This is a genomic window from Streptomyces sp. NPDC111628 (assembly GCF_055635195.1).
Map to the genome: position 1 here is coordinate 727,899 of NZ_JBVKBZ010000001.1, position 19,352 is coordinate 747,250.

25 protein-coding genes and 13 tRNA genes are annotated in these 19,352 nt (G+C 59.4%); 18 read left to right on the forward strand and 20 right to left on the reverse strand.

What is annotated here, in order from left to right:
• Positions 1-20: 20 nt before the first annotated feature.
• The 20 genes from ACZ7MF_RS03570 to ACZ7MF_RS03665 form a co-directional block, all read right to left on the reverse strand.
• The gene (locus ACZ7MF_RS03570; protein ID WP_471474263.1) at positions 21-1,076 is read right to left on the reverse strand and encodes a hypothetical protein; all 1,056 of its coding nucleotides are present in this window, start codon (positions 1,074-1,076) and stop codon (positions 21-23) included.
• Between the two features lie 150 nt (positions 1,077-1,226).
• Positions 1,227-1,775: a hypothetical protein gene (locus ACZ7MF_RS03575; protein WP_471474265.1), complete on the reverse strand. Its 549-nt coding sequence runs from the start codon at positions 1,773-1,775 to the stop codon at positions 1,227-1,229.
• A 48-nt stretch (positions 1,776-1,823) separates the two neighbouring features.
• Positions 1,824-3,254: a phage portal protein gene (locus ACZ7MF_RS03580; RefSeq protein WP_471474266.1), complete on the reverse strand. Its 1,431-nt coding sequence runs from the start codon at positions 3,252-3,254 to the stop codon at positions 1,824-1,826.
• Between the two features lie 12 nt (positions 3,255-3,266).
• Positions 3,267-4,835 (reverse strand): hypothetical protein, encoded by a 1,569-nt coding sequence (locus ACZ7MF_RS03585; RefSeq protein WP_471474268.1) that lies wholly within the window; start codon positions 4,833-4,835, stop codon positions 3,267-3,269.
• 17 nt (positions 4,836-4,852) lie between these two features.
• Complete coding sequence (locus ACZ7MF_RS03590) at positions 4,853-5,284, reverse strand: phage terminase small subunit (protein ID WP_471474270.1); 432 nt, start codon at positions 5,282-5,284, stop codon at positions 4,853-4,855.
• Entirely contained in the window at positions 5,281-5,433 is a 153-nt protein-coding gene (locus tag ACZ7MF_RS03595; RefSeq protein ID WP_471474271.1) for a hypothetical protein, read from the reverse strand. Before ACZ7MF_RS03595 ends, ACZ7MF_RS03590 begins: the two co-directional genes overlap by 4 nt.
• A gap of 147 nt (positions 5,434-5,580) precedes the next feature.
• Positions 5,581-5,656: transfer RNA gene (locus tag ACZ7MF_RS03600), tRNA-Pro, on the reverse strand.
• A 154-nt stretch (positions 5,657-5,810) separates the two neighbouring features.
• Positions 5,811-5,885, reverse strand: a tRNA-Trp gene (locus tag ACZ7MF_RS03605).
• An 86-nt stretch (positions 5,886-5,971) separates the two neighbouring features.
• A tRNA-Leu gene (locus ACZ7MF_RS03610) sits at positions 5,972-6,045 on the reverse strand.
• A gap of 162 nt (positions 6,046-6,207) precedes the next feature.
• Positions 6,208-6,280: transfer RNA gene (locus ACZ7MF_RS03615), tRNA-Lys, on the reverse strand.
• Positions 6,281-6,403: 123 nt separating this feature from the next.
• A tRNA-Met gene (locus tag ACZ7MF_RS03620) sits at positions 6,404-6,476 on the reverse strand.
• A 76-nt stretch (positions 6,477-6,552) separates the two neighbouring features.
• Positions 6,553-6,629: transfer RNA gene (locus ACZ7MF_RS03625), tRNA-Thr, on the reverse strand.
• Between the two features lie 4 nt (positions 6,630-6,633).
• Positions 6,634-6,705: transfer RNA gene (locus tag ACZ7MF_RS03630), tRNA-Asp, on the reverse strand.
• 123 nt (positions 6,706-6,828) lie between these two features.
• Positions 6,829-6,900 (reverse strand) — tRNA-Asn (locus tag ACZ7MF_RS03635).
• A gap of 113 nt (positions 6,901-7,013) precedes the next feature.
• Positions 7,014-7,085: transfer RNA gene (locus tag ACZ7MF_RS03640), tRNA-Val, on the reverse strand.
• Positions 7,086-7,215: 130 nt separating this feature from the next.
• A tRNA-Asp gene (locus ACZ7MF_RS03645) sits at positions 7,216-7,288 on the reverse strand.
• Between the two features lie 2 nt (positions 7,289-7,290).
• Positions 7,291-7,363 (reverse strand) — tRNA-His (locus ACZ7MF_RS03650).
• 2 nt (positions 7,364-7,365) lie between these two features.
• Positions 7,366-7,440: transfer RNA gene (locus ACZ7MF_RS03655), tRNA-Ile, on the reverse strand.
• 95 nt (positions 7,441-7,535) lie between these two features.
• Positions 7,536-7,609: transfer RNA gene (locus ACZ7MF_RS03660), tRNA-Phe, on the reverse strand.
• Between the two features lie 2 nt (positions 7,610-7,611).
• The gene (locus ACZ7MF_RS03665) at positions 7,612-7,947 is read right to left on the reverse strand and encodes an HNH endonuclease (RefSeq protein WP_471474273.1); all 336 of its coding nucleotides are present in this window, start codon (positions 7,945-7,947) and stop codon (positions 7,612-7,614) included.
• A 507-nt stretch (positions 7,948-8,454) separates the two neighbouring features.
• Between ACZ7MF_RS03665 and ACZ7MF_RS03670 the strand changes: the two genes are divergently transcribed.
• The 18 genes from ACZ7MF_RS03670 to ACZ7MF_RS03755 all read left to right on the forward strand — a co-directional run bounded on the left by ACZ7MF_RS03670 (position 8,455) and on the right by ACZ7MF_RS03755 (position 19,303).
• Positions 8,455-8,967, forward strand: coding sequence for a hypothetical protein (locus tag ACZ7MF_RS03670; RefSeq protein WP_471474274.1), 513 nt, complete (start codon positions 8,455-8,457; stop codon positions 8,965-8,967).
• Positions 8,968-9,579: 612 nt separating this feature from the next.
• The gene (locus tag ACZ7MF_RS03675) at positions 9,580-10,347 is read left to right on the forward strand and encodes a RecB family exonuclease (RefSeq protein ID WP_471474276.1); all 768 of its coding nucleotides are present in this window, start codon (positions 9,580-9,582) and stop codon (positions 10,345-10,347) included.
• A gap of 133 nt (positions 10,348-10,480) precedes the next feature.
• Positions 10,481-11,308 carry an AAA family ATPase gene (locus ACZ7MF_RS03680; protein ID WP_471474277.1) on the forward strand — a complete coding sequence of 276 codons (828 nt, stop codon included), beginning with the start codon at positions 10,481-10,483 and terminating at the stop codon, positions 11,306-11,308.
• Positions 11,309-11,345: 37 nt separating this feature from the next.
• Positions 11,346-11,699: a hypothetical protein gene (locus ACZ7MF_RS03685; protein ID WP_471474279.1), complete on the forward strand. Its 354-nt coding sequence runs from the start codon at positions 11,346-11,348 to the stop codon at positions 11,697-11,699.
• On the forward strand, positions 11,699-12,133 hold the full coding sequence (locus ACZ7MF_RS03690; protein ID WP_471474280.1) for an endonuclease VII domain-containing protein: 435 nt from the start codon (positions 11,699-11,701) through the stop codon (positions 12,131-12,133). The genes ACZ7MF_RS03685 and ACZ7MF_RS03690 overlap by 1 nt, the downstream gene beginning before the upstream one ends.
• Positions 12,126-12,368 (forward strand): hypothetical protein, encoded by a 243-nt coding sequence (locus ACZ7MF_RS03695; protein ID WP_471474282.1) that lies wholly within the window; start codon positions 12,126-12,128, stop codon positions 12,366-12,368. The genes ACZ7MF_RS03690 and ACZ7MF_RS03695 overlap by 8 nt, the downstream gene beginning before the upstream one ends.
• Positions 12,369-12,458: 90 nt before the next feature.
• The gene (locus ACZ7MF_RS03700; protein WP_471474284.1) at positions 12,459-12,689 is read left to right on the forward strand and encodes a hypothetical protein; all 231 of its coding nucleotides are present in this window, start codon (positions 12,459-12,461) and stop codon (positions 12,687-12,689) included.
• 205 nt (positions 12,690-12,894) lie between these two features.
• Positions 12,895-13,209 carry a CHC2 zinc finger domain-containing protein gene (locus ACZ7MF_RS03705; protein WP_471475180.1) on the forward strand — a complete coding sequence of 105 codons (315 nt, stop codon included), beginning with the start codon at positions 12,895-12,897 and terminating at the stop codon, positions 13,207-13,209.
• A complete protein-coding gene (locus tag ACZ7MF_RS03710) occupies positions 13,118-13,735 on the forward strand; it encodes a topoisomerase (protein WP_471475181.1) in 618 nt (205 codons plus the stop codon). The genes ACZ7MF_RS03705 and ACZ7MF_RS03710 overlap by 92 nt, the downstream gene beginning before the upstream one ends.
• Positions 13,732-13,965 carry a DUF3310 domain-containing protein gene (locus tag ACZ7MF_RS03715; protein WP_471474285.1) on the forward strand — a complete coding sequence of 78 codons (234 nt, stop codon included), beginning with the start codon at positions 13,732-13,734 and terminating at the stop codon, positions 13,963-13,965. The genes ACZ7MF_RS03710 and ACZ7MF_RS03715 overlap by 4 nt, the downstream gene beginning before the upstream one ends.
• A 7-nt stretch (positions 13,966-13,972) precedes the next feature.
• On the forward strand, positions 13,973-14,206 hold the full coding sequence (locus tag ACZ7MF_RS03720) for a hypothetical protein (RefSeq protein ID WP_471474287.1): 234 nt from the start codon (positions 13,973-13,975) through the stop codon (positions 14,204-14,206).
• Positions 14,207-14,361: 155 nt separating this feature from the next.
• The gene (locus ACZ7MF_RS03725; protein WP_471474289.1) at positions 14,362-14,757 is read left to right on the forward strand and encodes a hypothetical protein; all 396 of its coding nucleotides are present in this window, start codon (positions 14,362-14,364) and stop codon (positions 14,755-14,757) included.
• On the forward strand, positions 14,754-15,029 hold the full coding sequence (locus ACZ7MF_RS03730) for a hypothetical protein (protein ID WP_471474290.1): 276 nt from the start codon (positions 14,754-14,756) through the stop codon (positions 15,027-15,029). The genes ACZ7MF_RS03725 and ACZ7MF_RS03730 overlap by 4 nt, the downstream gene beginning before the upstream one ends.
• Complete coding sequence (locus ACZ7MF_RS03735; RefSeq protein WP_471474292.1) at positions 15,026-15,403, forward strand: hypothetical protein; 378 nt, start codon at positions 15,026-15,028, stop codon at positions 15,401-15,403. The genes ACZ7MF_RS03730 and ACZ7MF_RS03735 overlap by 4 nt, the downstream gene beginning before the upstream one ends.
• Complete coding sequence (locus ACZ7MF_RS03740; RefSeq protein WP_471474293.1) at positions 15,400-16,203, forward strand: metallophosphoesterase; 804 nt, start codon at positions 15,400-15,402, stop codon at positions 16,201-16,203. Before ACZ7MF_RS03735 ends, ACZ7MF_RS03740 begins: the two co-directional genes overlap by 4 nt.
• Complete coding sequence (locus ACZ7MF_RS03745; RefSeq protein ID WP_471474294.1) at positions 16,203-16,757, forward strand: hypothetical protein; 555 nt, start codon at positions 16,203-16,205, stop codon at positions 16,755-16,757. The genes ACZ7MF_RS03740 and ACZ7MF_RS03745 overlap by 1 nt, the downstream gene beginning before the upstream one ends.
• Positions 16,754-18,763 (forward strand): ribonucleoside-triphosphate reductase, adenosylcobalamin-dependent, encoded by a 2,010-nt coding sequence (gene nrdJ, locus ACZ7MF_RS03750; protein ID WP_471474296.1) that lies wholly within the window; start codon positions 16,754-16,756, stop codon positions 18,761-18,763. Before ACZ7MF_RS03745 ends, nrdJ begins: the two co-directional genes overlap by 4 nt.
• 9 nt (positions 18,764-18,772) lie before the next feature.
• Positions 18,773-19,303, forward strand: a complete 531-nt coding sequence (locus tag ACZ7MF_RS03755) for a hypothetical protein (RefSeq protein WP_471474297.1) — start codon at positions 18,773-18,775, stop codon at positions 19,301-19,303.
• Positions 19,304-19,352 lie beyond the last annotated feature (49 nt).

Here is a 19,352-nt window from a genome sequence, read left to right on the forward strand (position 1 = left end):
TCCCTTTAGGGATGGGGAGATTAGGCGCCAGTGGAAGGAGCAGTCTCCGTGATCGAAATCTTCAGACCACGGACGAACTTCTCACCAATCACGGTGCCTCGGACTGCATAATCCGGGTCTTCCTTGATGGTGGCCATGCCGTACATGGTGTCCAGTCCAATGGTGTCCTGCTTCAGCCCGAAGTCGTAGTCAACGAGCATGCGGGTAGCAATACCGTTAACGTTCTGAATGCTTCCGGTAACCGCACCCATAGGCAGTGCCGGCGTGGCCGAAGCAATCAGCATTGCGGACTTGTGGAATAGGTACATCTCAAGACCGAAGGAGTTGTGAATCACAATGTCGAAACCGTAGATACGGCCGACAGTCGCACGCCGAAGCGCATTCGTGTCGCCGGAATAGTCAACGGCAACAAACTCGGGGTCCTTGAGAAGGATTGCCTCTACCTCAGGACCGGCGATGAGATACCGCTCCGAGGTCGGAACAAGGGCTAGGTTCATGTTCATACGTGCGTCGACAAGCGCGGTACGAATACCGAGAGCACGCTGAGTCAGGTTCGCCGCCGTGCCGTCAGCCGTAGGAATGTCTACGGTCACGTCACCGCCTACGGCAGTCTTCTGTGCCGCAGTCAGCGAAGAGCGGTTGATGTTCGCCTTGATGAACGCCGCAACGGTGTCGTCAAAGTACTCAGCGAAACCGCGAGTGAGCTTCGAAAGAACCTGAGCGCCGAACTGCTTCAGGTCGAAAGCTACCTGCTCCATGCCCAGTGCAGTTGCATTCTGGGCAAGAGTCGTGAGCTGAACTGGGAACCGGGTCTCGTTGATGAACCCGTTAGGCGCCCGACGCTCAGCCGCAGGTAGCGGCCGGTCCGATGCAGCGGCGAAAACGTTCTTGTCACCGGTAATTGGGTTCTTGATCGGCGCGGAAACTCCCGCCTCAACGACCGGGATACCGCGAGACTCGCGGTTGACGTTGATCACGTCACCGATTCCGCCTCGGAAGTTCAGCTCAGAATAACGTGCGGGAATCCCGCCAAGAGTTAGCTGTCGATCCAGAATGCCAAGTGCAGCAATGGTCACCTGTACTGGATCAAGATTAAAGTGGTGCGTAGTAGCCAAAGCGCCTCCAAGAGGGCATGAAAAAAGCCCCCCGAGGGGGCTTCGTTCGCGCGCTATGGAGCCGCTAGAAAACCCCTCCGCAGAGGGCTACAACGAAAATAGGGGAGAGGCTTAGAGGAAAGACCCACCAGAGATGTAGTCGGCAAGGTCGCCAGGGTTCAGGCTCTTGAAGTCTCCGGTACCGCCTCGGTTATGACCGGCGCCCTCAAGATGAGGGAACCCCGATCCGGAATTCTGCCCCTTGGGCAGAGACTCAATGAACGACTTGACGGCATCGGCGTTCGGCCGTGCGTCGTCACCCTTGAAGCGGTCCAGGTCCAGGAACTCAAGGTTGGGAAGCTCCGCACCAGTGAGCGCAGCCTGGAGCTGAAGTTCCTTGGTAACGAGATCCTTAGAGACCTCCCCGAGAGCAGACGTCCGGCCCTCGGTCTTAGCAGCCTCCAGGGCTGCCTTCTGGTCGTCCTGGAGCTTCTGAAGCTCCGTGCGGGTGTTGTTGTAGTTCGTCTCGTTCTGACGAGACATAGCCTTCCAACGGTCCCGGTCGGCAACGACCTCTTCCAGCGTTGGAGTAGCAGGAGGAGTAACCGGGGGGACTGGAGGAGTCACAGGAGGATTGCCCTCAGTGGACTTCTTGGAGGCGTCATCGTTCTGAGTCGTCATGCGTGATTCCATTTCGGAAGAGGGGACCTCTGCCATTTCGGCGGGTCATTACTTGGCCTCGCTGATCTTCCGGTTTGCGTTACCGGCGTTTCCCTGCGGAGGCTTGTTGGGATTGGGCTGCTGGCCCGGCTGTGGTTCAGGCTGCGGCATGAGCTGCATAATCTCTGCCTGAGCCTTGGCATCCTGCTTCCGCATTTCGCGGAAGTCGGCAATCTGGGCAGCGGTGAAGCCTGCCTCAAACCACAGGAACTCTAGGGGCACGTCGAGCTGCTTAAGCTTCAGCAGTGCGTCAATGTGCTGGGCTTCGGTTCGGTATTCAGGATCGGCCCAACGCGTCTCCATATCGAAAGCGTCTCGGCGCTTGTCGCTCTTGACCGCGAAGCAAAGCCTGATAACTCGCTCCCAAGCCTCACCGAAATGAAGCATGCGTTCCTTCACCTTGGCGACTAGTCCGGCCTCAGCCGAAATGATCGCCTCACCGGAAGGAGTGTTGGAGGAGTTGACCAGGAAGTAATGGGATGGCACCCGGGAAACAGTCGCCAGGTGCTGAACGAGCATATCGACCAGGACCACATAGTTTTTGAGGTCTGCTGCCTCGAAGGAGCCGAACTTGGAACCGGCGTCCTCCGCCTGGAGGAGCTTGTCTAGACCCACGTTGAACGGAGCCACGGGGTTACCGTGTTCGTCCTCCTGGATCTCAAGGCCGGTGACCCAACGCTGAGGGAAGGCAGCCATCTCGGACGCCGTAAGGGCATCCATGGTGATCTTGTTAATGGCATCCTGAATCGGGATGCAGTTAAGGAGATCGGAGGTTGGCTCTCCACCTAGCCGAGTGCGGTTCTCGAAGGGGACGACTGGCACCATCTTGAGCGGGTTGGGCTTTAGCTCTCCCTGGTCCCACTCGGTCACGCCGTAGGCGACCTCATAGACGTACTCCTCAGTCCATAGCGTCACCTGCTGACGGCCCCAAGCGTCCATCTCAAAGCGGGCCGCAGCCTCCAGCTCCCACAGGGAACCGGCCTTGTAGCAGACGGCCATACGGTCGCTCGCAACCGGCGTGATGGTGGGCTCTCCGTCCTTGTCGGCCCAGACCACAACGTAAGAGGCCCCTGAGATGAGGGCCTCCAGGTGCACAGAGGTGGAGTAGGCGTCCATGGAGGAGCGCTGCCAGAACTTGCGGGCGTCCTTGCCGTCGTCCTCACCGGGAATGCGGAACGAGTCGACGTGCAGGCGCTCATTCGTCGCGTCAATGATGGTCCCGCAGAAGTTGTCTCGCCACTGCTCAAAGACGCTGGCAAACGTCGTCTTATAGCGCATCTGGCTAAACGCTAGCTTCTGCTGGTCTCCCTCGTAATAGCGCGAGTAGATACGCGATGGGTGGAAGGAACCGGGAACCTTGCCGTACAGATATGAGAGCCACTCATCGGGCTTGGTCGGCTTGCCTATGAATGCCGTATGGCTTCCTGGTGGCACGATCATAGGCAAGGCCTCCTAAAAGCCGACTACGCGGCTCCTACGTATCTTGAGTCGTCCATCTGCGATGGCATCTGCTCTCGCCTCCATAGCGAGTACGGCACATACGGCTAGGTCGATCTTCCGCTTAGAGCGGGGTGAGTCTTTCTGAATCAGGATTCCCTGGGGAACTTCACGAGTTACGGCGTTAAGGACATGCCGGCTCAGCCGTGAATCACCTTCGTGCTTCAGGTCCTGAACCATGGCAGCAGTTCGAAAGCGTTCAATGGCTTGGGTCATTCTGGTTGGCTTGTTGGTCCAGAACTCAAAGACGTAGTCTTCGCCATGTTCGATGGCCCAACGGCCAATGTTTTCCTGCCAGTAAGGCGGGTCTGCGTAGAACCACTCGACGCGGTACATCTCGAAAGCCCGCTGAACGGCCGCCTCTACGGCCAACACGTCAACTTCCCAGTCATCGTGAGCGTTCTCGGGACGCTCCCATACGCCGATAACGAACAGCTTGGCATCACGTAGGCGGGCGCCTACCAAACCTGTTGAGTCTCCACGGATCGACCCATCAAAGCCGATTGCGATTTGATCTCCAGGCTTAATCGGGTCCTCATCCGGAGGTTCGTAACAGGCGTCCCACTCAGCCTTACTCATCCAACCGTCGGAGGACTCCGCAATCTGGTTGAAGAAGAACCGACAATAGGTGCTGTCCGGCGTCGTACGGTCATAGAGGATCGTCTTAGTCAGGCCATCAATGTCAGCCCAGGATGCGTCTCCGTAGGCCTGGACGAGAGCGGCCCTGACGGCTTCCTCGTCCCGAATGTCTTCAACGGCTATGCCGCCTTCAAGGCAGTCGTACAGCCAAAAGTCCTGAGAGACCATCTCGGATTCGTGGATGATCTGAGCGACGCTGTCTTCATTGGGGTTGTACGCGTTAGTGGTGCAAACCCAGCGGGACCCTGCCTTGGTCGTCTTCTCTACATTTCGCTTCAGCACCTGATAGAAGTCAGGGCCCCCATTCGAGCCCACCCAGTGGTGTACCTCGTCCATGAGTACAAACGTGGGTCGATTTCCCTCGTTAGTTCGGGAAGCAGTGGCCCGCGGCTTGATTGATCCGGGCTTACCCGACTTGAACTGAACTGTGGTCTTCCCAATGTCCAGGCCGTATTCCTTCTCGGCCGGGGACTCGGACAGGAGACCACGAATAAAGTCCATGGTCTGTTCCGTCTGGTCCAGAGACGTTGCCCCGAGCTGTACAACAGGCAGGGGGACCGGTCGGGCTACAGGAAGGCCGAAGGCATCAAAGTGACTGAACCTACAGGGGCCGATGAACTCGACCACGGCAAGGGCAGCAAGTAGGGGCGTCTTCCCCCAGCCCTTTGCCCGCCTGAGCGTGGCTGCTGCGTACTGCCACCGACCATCCGGGGTGATGGCATAGAACCAGAGCACGAAGCGGAGCTGTTCATTAGTGAACTCCCATGGTTCACCTGCGTTCTCTCCGTCAGGCTGAACGATGTACTTCTGACACCAGCGGATGACCTGATACCCGAGCGTCTCGGAAGGCTTCGGTACTCCGGGCGGGAGGTTTCCAGTCTGCAAGAAACCTCACCACCTATTTAGCTTTGACTCAGGAACTTGAACAGCTCTTCATCAGTCACGGAATTGTCGTTTGGTGTGCTGGCCGGCGTGCCCTCACCTGGGGTTTCGTCCGGGTCCTCAATCTTCATGCGGAGTCGGTTACGGTCCTCGACCGTGGCGCCCCACTTGGCGACTCGCTGACGGATCTCACCGGCCAACTTGGTATCGCCCTTGAAGAACTCGTCAACCAACTTGGTCGTGATCTCCAGTTCAGCCCAATCGGTCTCAACCCATGTGGCTGTCTGGGGTGCCTGGCTCCAGGTCTTCCAGAAGCGCCGTGCGCCTCCTGTGGTGACTCCCAGAGCCTTCGGGAGGGACCGGCCGGGCTGCGGTTCGTCGGGCAGCTCCTGGGCGTGCTCGTGGACGTTGCGTCGTCGAGCGTTGGGGCTGGGGGAGGGGCCTCGGGTCACAGGCGCACCCCCGGTAGCCCGGGGTAGAGGTCTGCTAGGTCGTCCAGCTCCCACAGGGCCTCCTGGCGCCAACTGCGGCCCTCCTGGGCCCGGTTGGGCTGGGCTGCGTCCCGCAGGCGCGGACCCGGCTCCTGGTCGTCCTCGTACATTCCTGCATCAACCCCCGCTGTGGTAACAACAACGGCCCCCAGGTCGGGGGCCGGACTGTGTGGGTGCGTTGCCAAGGGATCGAACCTTGCGAGGCCCTCAGGCCGAGGGCTTTACAGGCCCCCTTGTGTCCCAGCACTCAACGCGTGTGGTCTAGCTAGCAGGTCTCGAACCTGCGGCCTCCTGGTCCCAAACCAGGCGCTCTACCTACTGAGCTATAGCCAGAGGAGCCCTCCCCAAGGGTCGATACATGGGTATGAGGGCTTGCGCCGATTTCCCCGGCTCTGTATGTCCGGGCCACCTCGTATAACGCCAGGGTGGGGGTAGCTACCGCATATCTCCGAGTCGACCAACAAGACAGAGGCGATAACTACAGATGCTAGGCCAACAGGAATCGAACCTGTGCCGTCCGGTTTTGGAGACCGGCTGTGCTTCCATTTGACACAATGACCTATCGCTAGCGATGCCGAGGCGCCTATACCGGCAAGGGGGGTGCATGCCCCTCAGAGCCCATCGCTTTCTGGGTTGTCGCTAGCTCCGTACCCGCTGAGGGACTCGAACCCCCAAACATCTGTTCCTAAGACAGACCGCTATGCCAATTCGCGTAAGCGGGCAAGTGGCCATCCGGGTCTCGCCGTCGGATAGCCGCAGTGATTCATAGGGCCGGATTCGAACCGGCGTCTCCCGATTGCGTCGGGCGCACTCGGCCGCTCTACTACCTAACCACTGCTTCATTCAGGCGTGCACTGCGCAGTTACACACGAGACGCCTCCCTGTGGTTCAGGTAGGACTCGAACCTACGACCAGAGCATTAAGAGTGCCCCGCTCTTCCAACTGAGCTACTGAACCAAGCCAGCCGCATACAAGGTCGTCACCCTGCATGGGGCTGGTCGAATGTGGCCCCGGCAACCAACCGGTTTCATGACACGCCCCGATCGAGAACCCTCAACTAATATGCGTGTCTTCCCTGCGTGGCGGGAGTGGGGATCGAACCCACGGCCTTCGGGTTATGAGCCCGACGCGCTACCAACTGCGCTATCCCGCTAAAGCTCTCCGTCATGGATTCGAACCACACTCTTCGGGTCCAGAGCCCGATGTAATGCCGCTATACGAACGGAGAATGGGGCCCCTACGAGGACTCGAACCCCGAACCTGCCGATTACAAGTCGGCTGCTCTATCCAGTTGAGCTACAAGGGCATGAGGCGCGTTACGGGATTTGAACCCGCGTTTCCCCCGTGACTGGGAGAGTCCTAGGCCGCTAGACGAAACGCGCTAGCCGTCCGTCCCCTGATCAGGGGGAGTTTCAGGCTAAGGGGAGCTACCCCACTTTCACGAGGGCGGGGCCGCCTCGCCCGCTTTGCTTTATCCCGCTTGGCTCATGCCGGGAACCCTCTCGCTGACATGGCTGGACTCGAACCAGCAACCCGAGCATTAACAGTGCCCTGCTCTGCCATTGAGCTACACGTCATTAAGGGTTACTTGCCGCCCGTTTCCCGTACGCTGACTAGGCGCAGTACTCGGGGCCGGTTTCACCCAGGGTCGCGTATCGTCGGCCAGTCACGGCCTATTGTCTGCAACCAGTTGGCTCGGTCGGACTCGAACCGACAACCCCCACTTTGTAAGAGTGGTGCTCTCCCATTGAGCTACGTGCCATCGGACCGGCGAGCCGTACGGACGTACCGCCATCCTCGTTACTCCGGTCCTTGGTGGATCATGTCGGATTCGAACCGCTACTTCTCCTTGCAAAAGAGACGTGTTACCAGTTACACCACACAACCCATTGCGCTCCCTACCGGACTCGAACCGGCAGCCACCGGCTCGACAGGCCAGCGCTCTATCCATTGAGCTAAGGAAGCAGGGTGTTCGGTGGGACTCGAACCCACAACGACCGCGACCACAACGCGGCGATCTGCCAATTGATCTACGAACACAGTCGATCATCCCGGATTTGAACCAGGGACCCCCGCCATATCAGGGCGGTGCTCTAACCGGACTGAGCTAATGATCGTTGGTCGGGAACAGGCGAGGATTCGAACCCCCGGAGACCAACCCACGCCGTACACCGACGCTCCGCAAATCCCAGCGGTTTTCCCGTTCCCTTTGTCGGCCCTGGTGGACTTGAACCACCGCGCCCGGGGTTTCACTCCGGTGCTCTCCCGTGACTGAGCTAAGGGCCGTTCTACCGGCTGTGCCGGTCTCGTACTGACTTGGCCCTGTGACAGGCCTCGCACAGGGTCTGCGCGTTCTCCAGGCTCCAGGAGCCCCCTCGGGCAATCGGCTTCACGTGGTCGACCTCCAGGCCCTCACGTGCTCCGCAGGCCACGCAGGCGAAGCCGTCGCGCGCCAGGGCGTGAGGCCTGATGCTTCGCTCCCAGGCCCGTTGCTCGGGCCCTCTGGCGTTGTTCCTGGCGCTCCTGGTCTCCCAGGCCGGGGGAGCGTGCTCCTCGCATCGGCCCCGGTACACGGTCCGGCGTAGACACCCCTGGCGGTAGCAGATGGAAGCAGCTCTAGGCATGGCCACCTCCGTGACGATCTCGTGACTAACCTTTAAGGCTGGCTTGAGCCTTGGCGGTAAGCCGTAGGGAAGAGTTGGTGCCCCCTGCGGGTACTGATCTAGCGCAGGGGGCACATGTCCTCTGGCTCTCCACTCGGGCCGAGGCGACTCACCGAGGAGACTCAACAGAGGAAGGGGGAACCCCTTAGGTAATGCAAACTTCTACAAGATGTTTAGAGAGTAAGAGATGACTGTAAGTCACTGAACTAACTACAGAGAGCAGTTAGTCTGTTTGTTCTGTCTCTTAACTTCTTCTCACTACATACGTAGGTGTCCTGTCGAGACAGGGAGGACAGGGGAGGGCTAAGGTGAGACGTAGGTCACATGCCATCGATGAAAGCAGGACACCCACGGATCAGACTAAGTAGGCTGGGGGTGGTAGTCTCCGCCGGATCGATCATGACTTGCCAGTAACCTTGAGCAACTAACGTCCCCAGTTGTGCTAGCCCTCACCAGTAAGGAAGAACAATGGGATCTCTCCCAGAGAGTGACTTGGAGATTCATAAGCTGCTTTCTGCTGGTTGGAACACAGTACGCATTGCCAAGAAGTATGGCGTCGATCGGACGGCCGTCTCTCACAGGCTCGAAAAAATGGGCATTCGAATGGTCGGCCCTTCGAGTAAGACGACTGCCGCCCTCCCTTGGGATATCTCTAACCATCCAGATAAGCGAAGACTTGTGAATCAAGCTCCGTTCCGAGGTCTCCGGTACTTTCTCCGCAAGCGTGGAGGCGAGGAGTTGACCGAACGGGCCGAGAAGGACTTGAAGGCGTTTCTCAACCGCGTGGGCGATGGTCAGGTTCTGGCCCTCCTGGACGGCCAGGGCTTCACCTACGTGCCCAAGCAGGACAGTGACGGGGATCTGGTCGTGAGGTGGCCGGAAGGCGCCCCCAGGGACCCGCAGAGGCTGTCACCCTTCGTGCACAAACGGCCCCCAGTGAAGCAAGTGGAGGGCAACCCTCCTGCACACGGTGCAAGTTGACGTGTCCCGGATGAGCTACTGACGCGACGTACAACGGGGTACGTCGCACCAGGCCCGGCAGGCTATGACCTGCACGGGCCTTATTTGGTTGTGCCGTGAACATCTCGTGAAGATGTGACATGTGTCACAGCTAAATGGAGGGTTGCCATCCGCCCACGGCCGGTTACAGTCGATCAGCAGAACGTTCGGATGGGTGTTCGAACGTGGCCGAACGGAGCGGGGTGGGAAGCGTGGGGGTTGTCGCTGCGGAGTCGGGTACGAGAGCCGAGCTGCTGTCTGCGCTGCGGGGGGCGCAGACCATAGGGCGGGAGGACCAGGCCCACGAGGGCGTGATCATTACTCGGGTGACCACGCGGGACCTGGGAACTTATTGGCTTGTCACGGAGTCTGACGTGATGTTCCCTGAGGACATAGACGCCCTGGAGCGTTGGGAACAGGAATTGGGGGGACCGCCTTGGCGGGACCGCATCATCACGACGGACGTGCATAGGGAGCCACATAGCGCGCTACCTATGTCGAGCACGTTCAAGGTGCATTTGGTGCACCCGGCTTGCCCCCCTGGGCAGCCAAGGGGAGTTGTGTTTGTCTGATCGATATGAACGCGTACGGAATATGACCCGCTCTGTCTCACAGACAGAGCAGTACCTAGACAAGTGCGCTCACGCTTACTACCTACGCCGGGTTGAAGGGGTTACCCCTCGCCCGGCTGCTTGGTCTCATCAGGGAACTGCTTTCCATGGTGCGATCGAGACATACGAGATTGGGGGCCGGCGTGCAGACGCCGAATTCGTGGCTGAGCTGTTCAGCCAGGATTATGCAGCCGCAGTAAACAAGGATCTGAACAAGACGCCAGACCTGAAGCAGTGGATGACGGCAGGCCCTGACGGAGCTACCGACATTGAGTCTCGGTACGTCCTCGGACGGGACCAGGCCAAGGCGTACGTACGTTGGGCCGAGGAGAACGGTCCGACCCTGTGGAAGGACGAGAAGGGGAAGCCGGGCGTCGAACTGCACCTGACTGCCGAGATTGGCGGGGTCAACGTGCAGGGCTACATAGACCAGCTCCCCGAGGAGCCTGACGGCTCGGTACGGATTCGGGACCTCAAGACCGGAAGCACCAAGAGCAGGTTCCAACTGGAGACGTACGCGATTCTCGTACGCAAGGCTTTGGGTTTGGTGGTGAACAAGGGTGACTGGTACATGGCCAAGAGAAACGGCCTGAGCCGTCCTCTTGACCTCTCTAAAGTCTCCGAAGATGAGGTAGGGGAGAAGTACGCCCGCATGGACGCAGGAGTCAAGGCAGGGGACTTTCCCCCTGCCCCTGGCTTCGGCTGCCGTTTCTGTGATGTTTCGCACGCCTGCACTTTTAAGAGGCGGTAGACAAATCACGTTGCGGTGACGCTGCCGCTGGCATATTCTGTAAGTAGATCGCCCGCCGACACGGCGGCTTTTTTGGGCCTCGCAATTCACGTTGCGGTGATGGCGGGTGGTCGGCTAGAAAGGAGGTGGGTTCGTGTACTCACTAGCTCAGTCCGTAGACATACGGGGAGCGGCGGGGGAACCGATCCCACACACGTTCAAGGGCTTGTCCCGGCTAGAGGTCGAGTTCCGACGATCAGAGTTCTCTTTGGTCGCGGCTGGTCCTGGAACCGGTAAAAGTCTGTTTGCTGCCATGCTGGCCACGCAGGGGAATGTGCCCGCCTACTACTTCTCGGCGGACTCTTCACCGGCCACGCAGACAGCGCGGGCAACCTCCATGATTACTGGCGATGACGCCAAGGTCGTAAAGGATGCCCTACTGGAAGGCGACTTCAGCGATTACGCAAAAGTCCTGGGCGCCCGATGGTGGATGCGGTACAACTTCGACGCACGGCCGAAGCCATCGGATATCGAAAGGGACCTGCTGTGTTATTACGAGGTCTACGGCATTAGCCCTCACCTGATCATCGTGGACAACGTCACAAACGTTGACACGGGGACAGTAGGTGATGCCGAGAGCTACACATTCGGTCTTGAAGGCCTGTGTGAGTACCTCTCGGAAATGGCGAAGGTGACTAACGCGCATGTGCTAGGACTTCACCACGTCAAGGGCGAGTGGGCCGATGGTCTGAATCCGATTCCGCTCAGCGGAGTTAAGGGCCAGATCAGCCGAGTGCCCTCCCTGATCCTGACCATTCACAAGGAGATCGACGGCATGAACAGCCGCATTCTCCATGTGTCCCCGGTCAAGAACCGAGAGGGCTTTGAGGACTCTTCTGGAAACACGTTTGCGAGTTTCCGACTCAACCGGTCGAATCTCCGGTTGGAAGAGGTCGACGAAGAGCTTCCCGCTCTCGTCTAAGAAAATCACTTGTGTTGCGGGGACATAGGGAGTCACCTTGAGCACGTGCACGGCACCGGCTAAGAAGAAGCTCGACGGCGGATTCACGGCCACTCGGGAATTCGGATTCGACCTGGGCAACAAGTTCCCGGACCTGGATCTGACTGGGATGGACACTGAAGGCGTCGCTCTCGTGGTAGAGATCACGGACCGCAAGCGGTTGAACGTCTTCAAGCTCTCGAAGGTGCTTATCGGTGTCGCCAACGGGGGAATCAAGACGGCGGTAATCCACATCAAGGACACCGACATGTGCACGGCTATCCCGCTGTTCGACCTGTTTATGCAGGTGGACGAGTCCGCGCGGCTTAAGGAAATGGCCCGACTGGAGAAGGCCATAGGAACGGGGGCCTAGTGGCTGAGCCCAAAAAGGGCTACAGGAAGTGCCAGAAGTGCGGTAAGAACAGGTCTGAGAAGTTCTTTACTCCTCGGGGGAAGACCTGTTCTTCCTGCCGGAAGGCAACGCGGAGGAAGGCGTCACGAGATGCCAGAATCCAAAAAACCTATGGACTGTCCGCAGAGGATTACCGAAAACTCCTTGAGTTCCAGGAGGGCCGCTGCGCAATCTGTAGGGAGACACGCAAAACCAACTTGGCCGTGGACCACTGTCACAAGACAGAGGCGGTACGCGGCCTTTTGTGTGCCCGTTGTAACGGCCAGCTCCTTGCACGGGGGGCAAGGGACCGGCCGGACGTTCTAAGGCGGGCAGCGGACTATCTAGAGCACTATCCGGCCTGGGAAGTACTCGGGCCGAGATACACCCACGATGGGGAGAACAAAAATGGCTGAGGCGAACAAGACCACGAAGACCGTTGTCGAGAAGAACTACACCCTGACCCTCTCCGAGGAGGAGGCACAGGCAATTCTCGTCCTCACCGGCAACGTCTCCGGTAGCTCGCTCACCGGCCCGCGCAAGCACGCGGACTCGGTTTACTGGGCCCTTTCCGGTCAGGGCGTCGACAACAAGTTCCAGAAGCACTACGAGGGCACGGCGCGGCTCCGCTCGAACCCCCGCTCTTACTGAGCCGGCACTCCCTTTCTTCACCCACTTCTGACCTAAGGAATAACCATGGCGAAGGCCGTTGAGAACCGTAAGCCCGTTACCACGGAAACCGTGACGCTCACCCTTTCCAAGGAGGAGGCCGAGGCCCTTGCAACCCTGACGGGAAGCATCATCGGAGACTCCGAGAACGGTCCTCGGAAGCACACGGACGCCGTGTACTACGCCCTGTCGGGGCAGGGCATCGTGGCCCGCTACAGGGGCCACCTGGAGCCGGGGTCCATCCGACTCCTGACCAAGCCGAAGCCCAAGCCGTACTCCTCCGGGTACGTGTCCGCGCTCTAAGTGTCTGACATGACGCAGGGCCCCGCCTGGTCTCGAAATTGGCGGGGCACCCACGAGACGTGGCAGGCGGCAGCTCGGCGCTACGACTTCCCCGTCACGACGTACAAGGTTGGTCCCAACGGTGAGCGAATCCCAGTGGAAGCCGCCGATAAGTAGGGTCCTCAACCACTTCTATGGATTCGAGACGACGCGCGACGGGGGCAGGGTGAAGATTCCTTGCCCCCTTCCAGATCACCCGGACTCGAATCCTTCCGCTTCGGTGGATCTCGATAAGAACAGGTGGAACTGTTTCGCCTGCAATCTTTCGGAGGACTCATACGCGGTAATCATGAGGGAGAAAAGTTTTGGCTTCACTCAAGCCAAGGAATACGCGAGTAGCCAACTCGCTGGAGATGGCCAAGACGTACCACGAGCAGTATCCGGGGAGTCTGGCCCAGGAGTACGTCAAGGCCCGAGGCCTGGACGACGTAGCAACTCGGTTCGGTCTGGGGTTTGTCGGTTCGGCGATACCTGGGCATGAGCGGTATCGGGATCACCTAGCTATCCCGTATCTCCGTCCGGCAGGCGGAGAAGACAGCGTAGCCACAGTGCGCTTCCGCTGTGTCAAGGACGAGTGCGTTAAGGACTCGGACGGACGGTACCTGTTCGAGTTGGGTCAGAAGGAGCAGCACGACCACAAAGGAGGCAAGTACAACAGCCTTCCGGGAGACCCCCCGCGGATCTTCAATACGGCTGCTCTTACTCGTCCCTCTCGCGTCCTGGTGGTCGTTGAAGGAGAGTTCGACACCATGTCTTGGGATGCGGCCGGAATAGCGGCCGTAGGGGCTCCTGGGACAGGCACATGGCGGGATTACTGGTCGCCTGCATTCCTCGGATACGAGACGGTCTACCTGATCTCAGAGGACGCCGCAGGGTTCACCTTCATGGAATCACTGGCGGCTGAGATGCCCAACGCAAAAATTGTCGAGATGACCGGCAATCTTGACTCCAACTCCACGTACCTTCTCGAAGGCGCTAAGGGCCTTCTGGAAAGGATCGGGCTTTGAGTAGCAAGTCAGACCCAGTGAACCACCCGGACCACTACACGTGGCTTCCGAACGGCATTGAGGTCATCGACCTTATCGAGCACCTGATAACCAACCGGGGTAACGCGGTCAAGTACCTGTGTCGAGCCGGACGTAAGAACCCGGATACGGAACTTGAGGACCTGAATAAGGCCCTTTGGTACGTACAGCGGGAGATCAAGCGAGTTGAGAAGGCAAAGGGCAATGGTTGACGTAGAGGTGTCCATTCAGTACCGCGATCCCGCAGGAACGATCAAATACCACTCAACAACCGTTTCCGACGTCGAATCGAAGCACCTCAAGGAAGACATGTCGGATGCCGCAGCAGTGCTGAGAGACGAAGGCATGTTCGTGGAGGTAAGCGACGGCCACCACATGTTTGTGCCGCCGCACGCCATCTACCGAGCCGACTTCCAGGTGATCAATGAGCGGGATGCTCAGAAGAAGCCATGAGCTGAAGTGGTTTTGCAAGTGCTGTTCGGCTGACCCTCCCGCAGATGTGGCGAGGAACGGCAGGAGTTACAGCAAAGAGCGACGGCAGAACAAGCGCATAGCAAAGCGTCGCGAAGAGCGGCGATGGATCAAAGAATTCCGACAGGAGAAAACCAGTGAGCATCCGCCTGACTGACAAGCAGGTTCTGACCTCCCTCCGCTCTCTCGTGGAGGAGAACCGGGAGAAGGTCTACGAGTCCCCGGAGGCGTCTGAATTCGGACTCTGCTACTACGTCCACAAGGACAAGGAGGGCAACAAGTCGGCAGGCTGCATCGTCGGCAACCTCCTGAACCGCCTGGGCGTGCCCCTGGAAGACCTGGAGGAGGCCGAGACGCAGGGCGCGCACGTTGTCATGTCGCTCACCGGTGTGACGGGCGTCAGTTACCGCGTCCAGACGTTCCTTCGCAGGCTCCAGGCCCACCAGGACAAGGGCGTTGCCTGGGGCGATGCCTTCGATAAGGCCCGGAGCGAGGGCACCTACGGGGACCCGTACGCGGAGACCAAGGCGTGAAGCGTCTTGCTGTTGTGGGGGCCGCGTTCTGCGCGGCCCTCGCGCTTTCTGGTTGCTCCAATTTCGGGGAGCCCTGGAATGACGCTCCGGTCGAATACAAGGACGACGGGCCGGCACGCATTCACTCAATGCCCGACGGATACGCCAACTTTGCTGACAAGTGCGACGGCTTCGGGCATCGCGTATTCACCACACGAGCCGGTGACTCTGCCGGTAAGGCCATCGCAGTAATCGACGATCCGCAGTGCTTTAAGAAGGGGAACAAGAAGTGATCACCGTTACGGATGAGCAGGTCAAGGAAACGCTCAGGCAGGTCGTTTCCGAGCGTCCGGAGTACGTCTACTCCGCGCCCGAATACATGGCGCCTGCCCCCATAGGCGGCGGTAAGTGCTTCTACGTCCACAACGACGAGGACGGGACCCCGGTAAGCGCGGGCTGCGTGGTCGGTGTTGTCCTCCATCGGTTGGGCGTCTCTCTTGAGGCGATGGCAGAGCAGGAGGGGCACGCGGCACTCAACATGATTCCGCGCCTCCTGGACAACATCTCCCCGAAGATGGTCAACGTCCTGGATTCGGTACAGAGCTACCAGGACGAGAAGACGCCTTGGGGGGAGTCTTACGCAAAGGCGACGGGGGAGACCATTTGAAGCGTGTTGTAGTTATCTCTGACCTACAGGTGCCCTACCACGATCCGAAGGCATTCAACAACGTGGTGGGCTTCCTCAAGGACTACCAGCCCGACGAGCTGTATCAGATCGGGGACCTGAACGACTACGAGACTCCAAGCCGCTGGAACGAAGGCACTCGATACGAGTACCAGCAGCAGGTAAAGAGCGATTCCGAGATCACGAAGCGCAAGGTGTTCGAACCGATCCGGGCCGTCTACGACGGCCCCTTCGGGGTCCTGGAGGGTAACCATGACCTTCGGCCGCGAACCTACCTCTCCGCCAAAGCCCCGGCTCTAGCCGAGTTTGCCGACGACTTCCACTTCTCCAAGCTGCTGGATTTCAACAGCTTCGGTATCGACCTCACCCCGCCGTTTCACAAGGTGGGCCCAGATACCGGCCTGATCCACGGCCACGAGATCAAGGGACTGTCGAGTATCGCCGGTACAACGGCCTACGGCCACGCGAGTAAGGCCACGATGAATCTCGTCATGGGCCACACTCACCGGCTCGGCATCCGACGGCACGGCCCATCGCATCTCGGGGGAATGCGTTGGGGCTTCGAAGTCGGCCACATCATGGACCCGAGAAAGGCTCAGTACCTGGGACCTGGGGCCGTGGCTAACTGGCAAAGCGGCTTCGGCATTCTCTATGTCGGAGATCACGACGTATCGCCGGTCGCTGTCGACATTCGCCGGGATGGCTCTTTCGTGGTGGAAGGCACTCGGTACGGAAAGATATCGCGGGGCGCCGGGGGGCGCTTCGCAAAGCGGGGGAACTAATGGCAGAGGTTGACTGGGCTCACGTGGCGGAGGTTGCCGATAAGGTCTCACGCTCGATTGCTGCAAGCTGGGCTGTCGTAGAGAAGGACGACGTAAAGCAGCAGATTCTTTTGAACGCGTATGAGCGTCGGAAGTCTCTCGAAGAGAACTGGGGAGACGACACCTTCCTCTACGCCTTCTGCAAGAAGGTGGGGCAGCAGTACGCCAGCGCTGAGAGGGATGCACGAGACGTGCAGGACGGGCAGTACTACTACACGCCCCAAGAGGCTCGGCAGGCTATTGAGTCCTTCGTCATCAGTGATGAGGAGATAGGGCAGCTCATCGGGCGGTATGACGACCTCCTGAAGTGCCGAATCACTGACAGCCTGATGACTGCCCGCCTAGATGCCTCTCTGGCGCTCAATAAGCTGCCGAAGGCCACCAGGGCAATCCTGATGCGCCGTTATGTGTACGGCCTGCCTCCTGTCGATGACACAGAGCGCAAGGCTTCAAACCGGGCCGTAGATGCCCTGGCGCGTCAGATGAATCGAGACCTACGAAAGGTGACTGCATGACCGAATTTCTAACCGAGACGGCAGAGACCGTTTTCAAGCGCACTTATTCCCGAGTCAAGCCGGATGGTCACCAAGAGACCTGGGAAGAGACCGTAACCCGTGTCGTAGACGGCAACCTTTCTCTTGTAGCTCCTCGCTACATTGAGGAGGGGGAGCGGGAAAGGCTTCTCCACCTGATCCGAACCTTTAAGGTTCTTCCGGCTGGACGGCATCTCAAGAGCAGTGGGGTGAATAACTTTGCCCTGAACAACTGTTGGGCGGCCGGGTGGAATCCGGAGAAGCCAGAGGAGCATTTCACCTTTAGCCTCTTGAGGCTCGCGGAAGGGGGCGGAGTCGGCAGCAACTACAGCAGCCGATACCTGACCAAGTTCCCTGACGTGGTGGTGCCGGTAGAGGTGCACATCGTGTGCAACCCCGATCACGCTGACTATCTCGACCTCGTAGAGGCCGGGCTGATCAGCACGGAGTACAGCCACGAGTGGACCGGGGCCTATGAGGTCGGGGACAGCCGAGAAGGCTGGGCTGAGGCCCTGGGGGACCTTGTACGGACCTCCATGGACCCCAACACCGTGCACCAGGCGCGCGTGTACGACGTGACCCGCGTACGCCCCAAGGGAGCCCCTCTGAAGCAGTTCGGCGGTACGGCCTCAGGGCCGCTGCCGTTCGGTCAAATGCTGAAGGAGGTGGGGGCTGTTCTGAGCCGGGCGTGCCGTCTCGACGGGCGCCTTAACGGGCTCGATGCCATGGACATTGACCACTCCATAGCCCAGTGCATCATCTCGGGTGGTGTACGCCGTTCCGCTCGCATGTCAATCATGCATTGGAACGATCCGCTGATTGAGAACTTCCTAGCGGTAAAGGCTTTGGAGGGCCACTGGACAACCAATGTAAGCGTTGAGATTGACGACGCGTTCATTGCTGGTCTGGACGATCCGAATTCACGGGCCGGCCTGGTGTTCCGACGCATTGCTGAAGGCATGCTGAGGAACGGTGAGCCGGGCATCTGGAACTCGTTTCTGACAGCGGTTGGAGAGGTTGACGGTACCTTCACCACTAACCCATGCGGAGAAGCGACGCTGACACCTTGGGAGCCGTGCAATCTCGGCTCTGTCAACCTTGGTGCCTTTGCGCGGGGTGGGCTCGACTTGGACTATGAGGGCCTTGAGGAGGCACACAGGCTGCTTACGCGGTACCTGATCCGTGCCACCTTTGCCGAGGTAGCTGACCCCAAGTCGGCCGAGGCCATCGCCAAGTATCGGCGTATCGGTGTCGGGCACTTTGGGTTCGCTGACTATCTCGTGAAGTCGGGAATCAAGTATTCCCGTGTGTCTAACGCGTGGTCTGTTCAGTGGCTGCTCGAAGACATGGCGTCAGTCGTAGACCAGGCAGCACGGGAGTATGCGAACACCTTGCGTATCCCCGTGCCGATCAAGTCTCGGGTAATCGCTCCCACAGGAACGACCTCGAAGCTTGCCGGTGTGTCTGGTGAGGCGACGCACCCGCCTTTCGCTGGCTACTTCATCCGCAGGATTCGCTTCTCGGACCTAGAGCCTTCGGAGGTGTCGCAGGTCGAGGAGTACAGGCGGAAGGGGTACCACGTTGAACCAGACAAGCAGGCGGCGAACACGTCGGTCGTTTCGATCCCGACTAAGGACGCTCTTGTCAGCACTGTGGGAGATGCTTTTGAGCATGCTGGGGATCTGGGACTAGAGCACATGTTGAAGGTTCAGGCCATGTACCAAAAGTACTGGGCTGATCAGGCAGTGTCCTACACCATCAATGTCGACCCGAAGAAGTACACGGCTGACGACCTCATGAAGGCCCTGAAGCCGTACCTTCCGAAGCTCAAGGGAACAACCGTCTTCCCGGAAATGAGCTTCGAGCAGCCGCCATATGAGCGGATCACCAAGGACGAGTACGACGCCCTGATTAAGCACATCAGCGACGACGAATCCACCGACACGAGTTACGACGAGATTTGCGCATCCGGCGCATGTCCAATCTAGTGAGGTCAATTGAGCACCCCTAGCCCATTTTCCGGCCCTAACCCGTGGGCCGACCAGAAGCAGCCCCAGGAGGCTACGCCTATGACCGACACCACTACTGCTGTTGCTGCTAAGCCAAACAAGTTCGCCATCGGCCTGACCCTGAAGAGCGGCTCTGGCTTTGAGGCCGAGTGGTTGACCCCCAAGGTGTACGGCGAGACGGCCGACGAGGTCGCTCAGAACGTCGTGGACCTGGTGAAGGCCCTCGCCGATAAGGGCGTGGTCGACATGGTGTCTCACGCGGCTGTTGCCGTCCGTGCGGCACACAAGCCCAACGACGCCCAGAAGGCGTCTGCTGCGGCTCCCAAGCGGTTCTCCGGAGGCAAGGTGCAGACGCAGGCGGCACCGGCCGCAGACGGCGACTCCTGCCCGCACGGCCGGACCCTCCGTGAGGGCCAGGGCGCCAAGGGCCCGTGGTCCGCTCTGTTCTGCCAGGCACGCGAGAAGCACGAGCAGTGTGACCCGCTCTGGAAGGACCAGAAAACGGGCGAGTTCCGCTAAACCGTAGGCACCAGTTAGGGGGCCGGGTCTTCCGGCCCCCTTTCTCTTT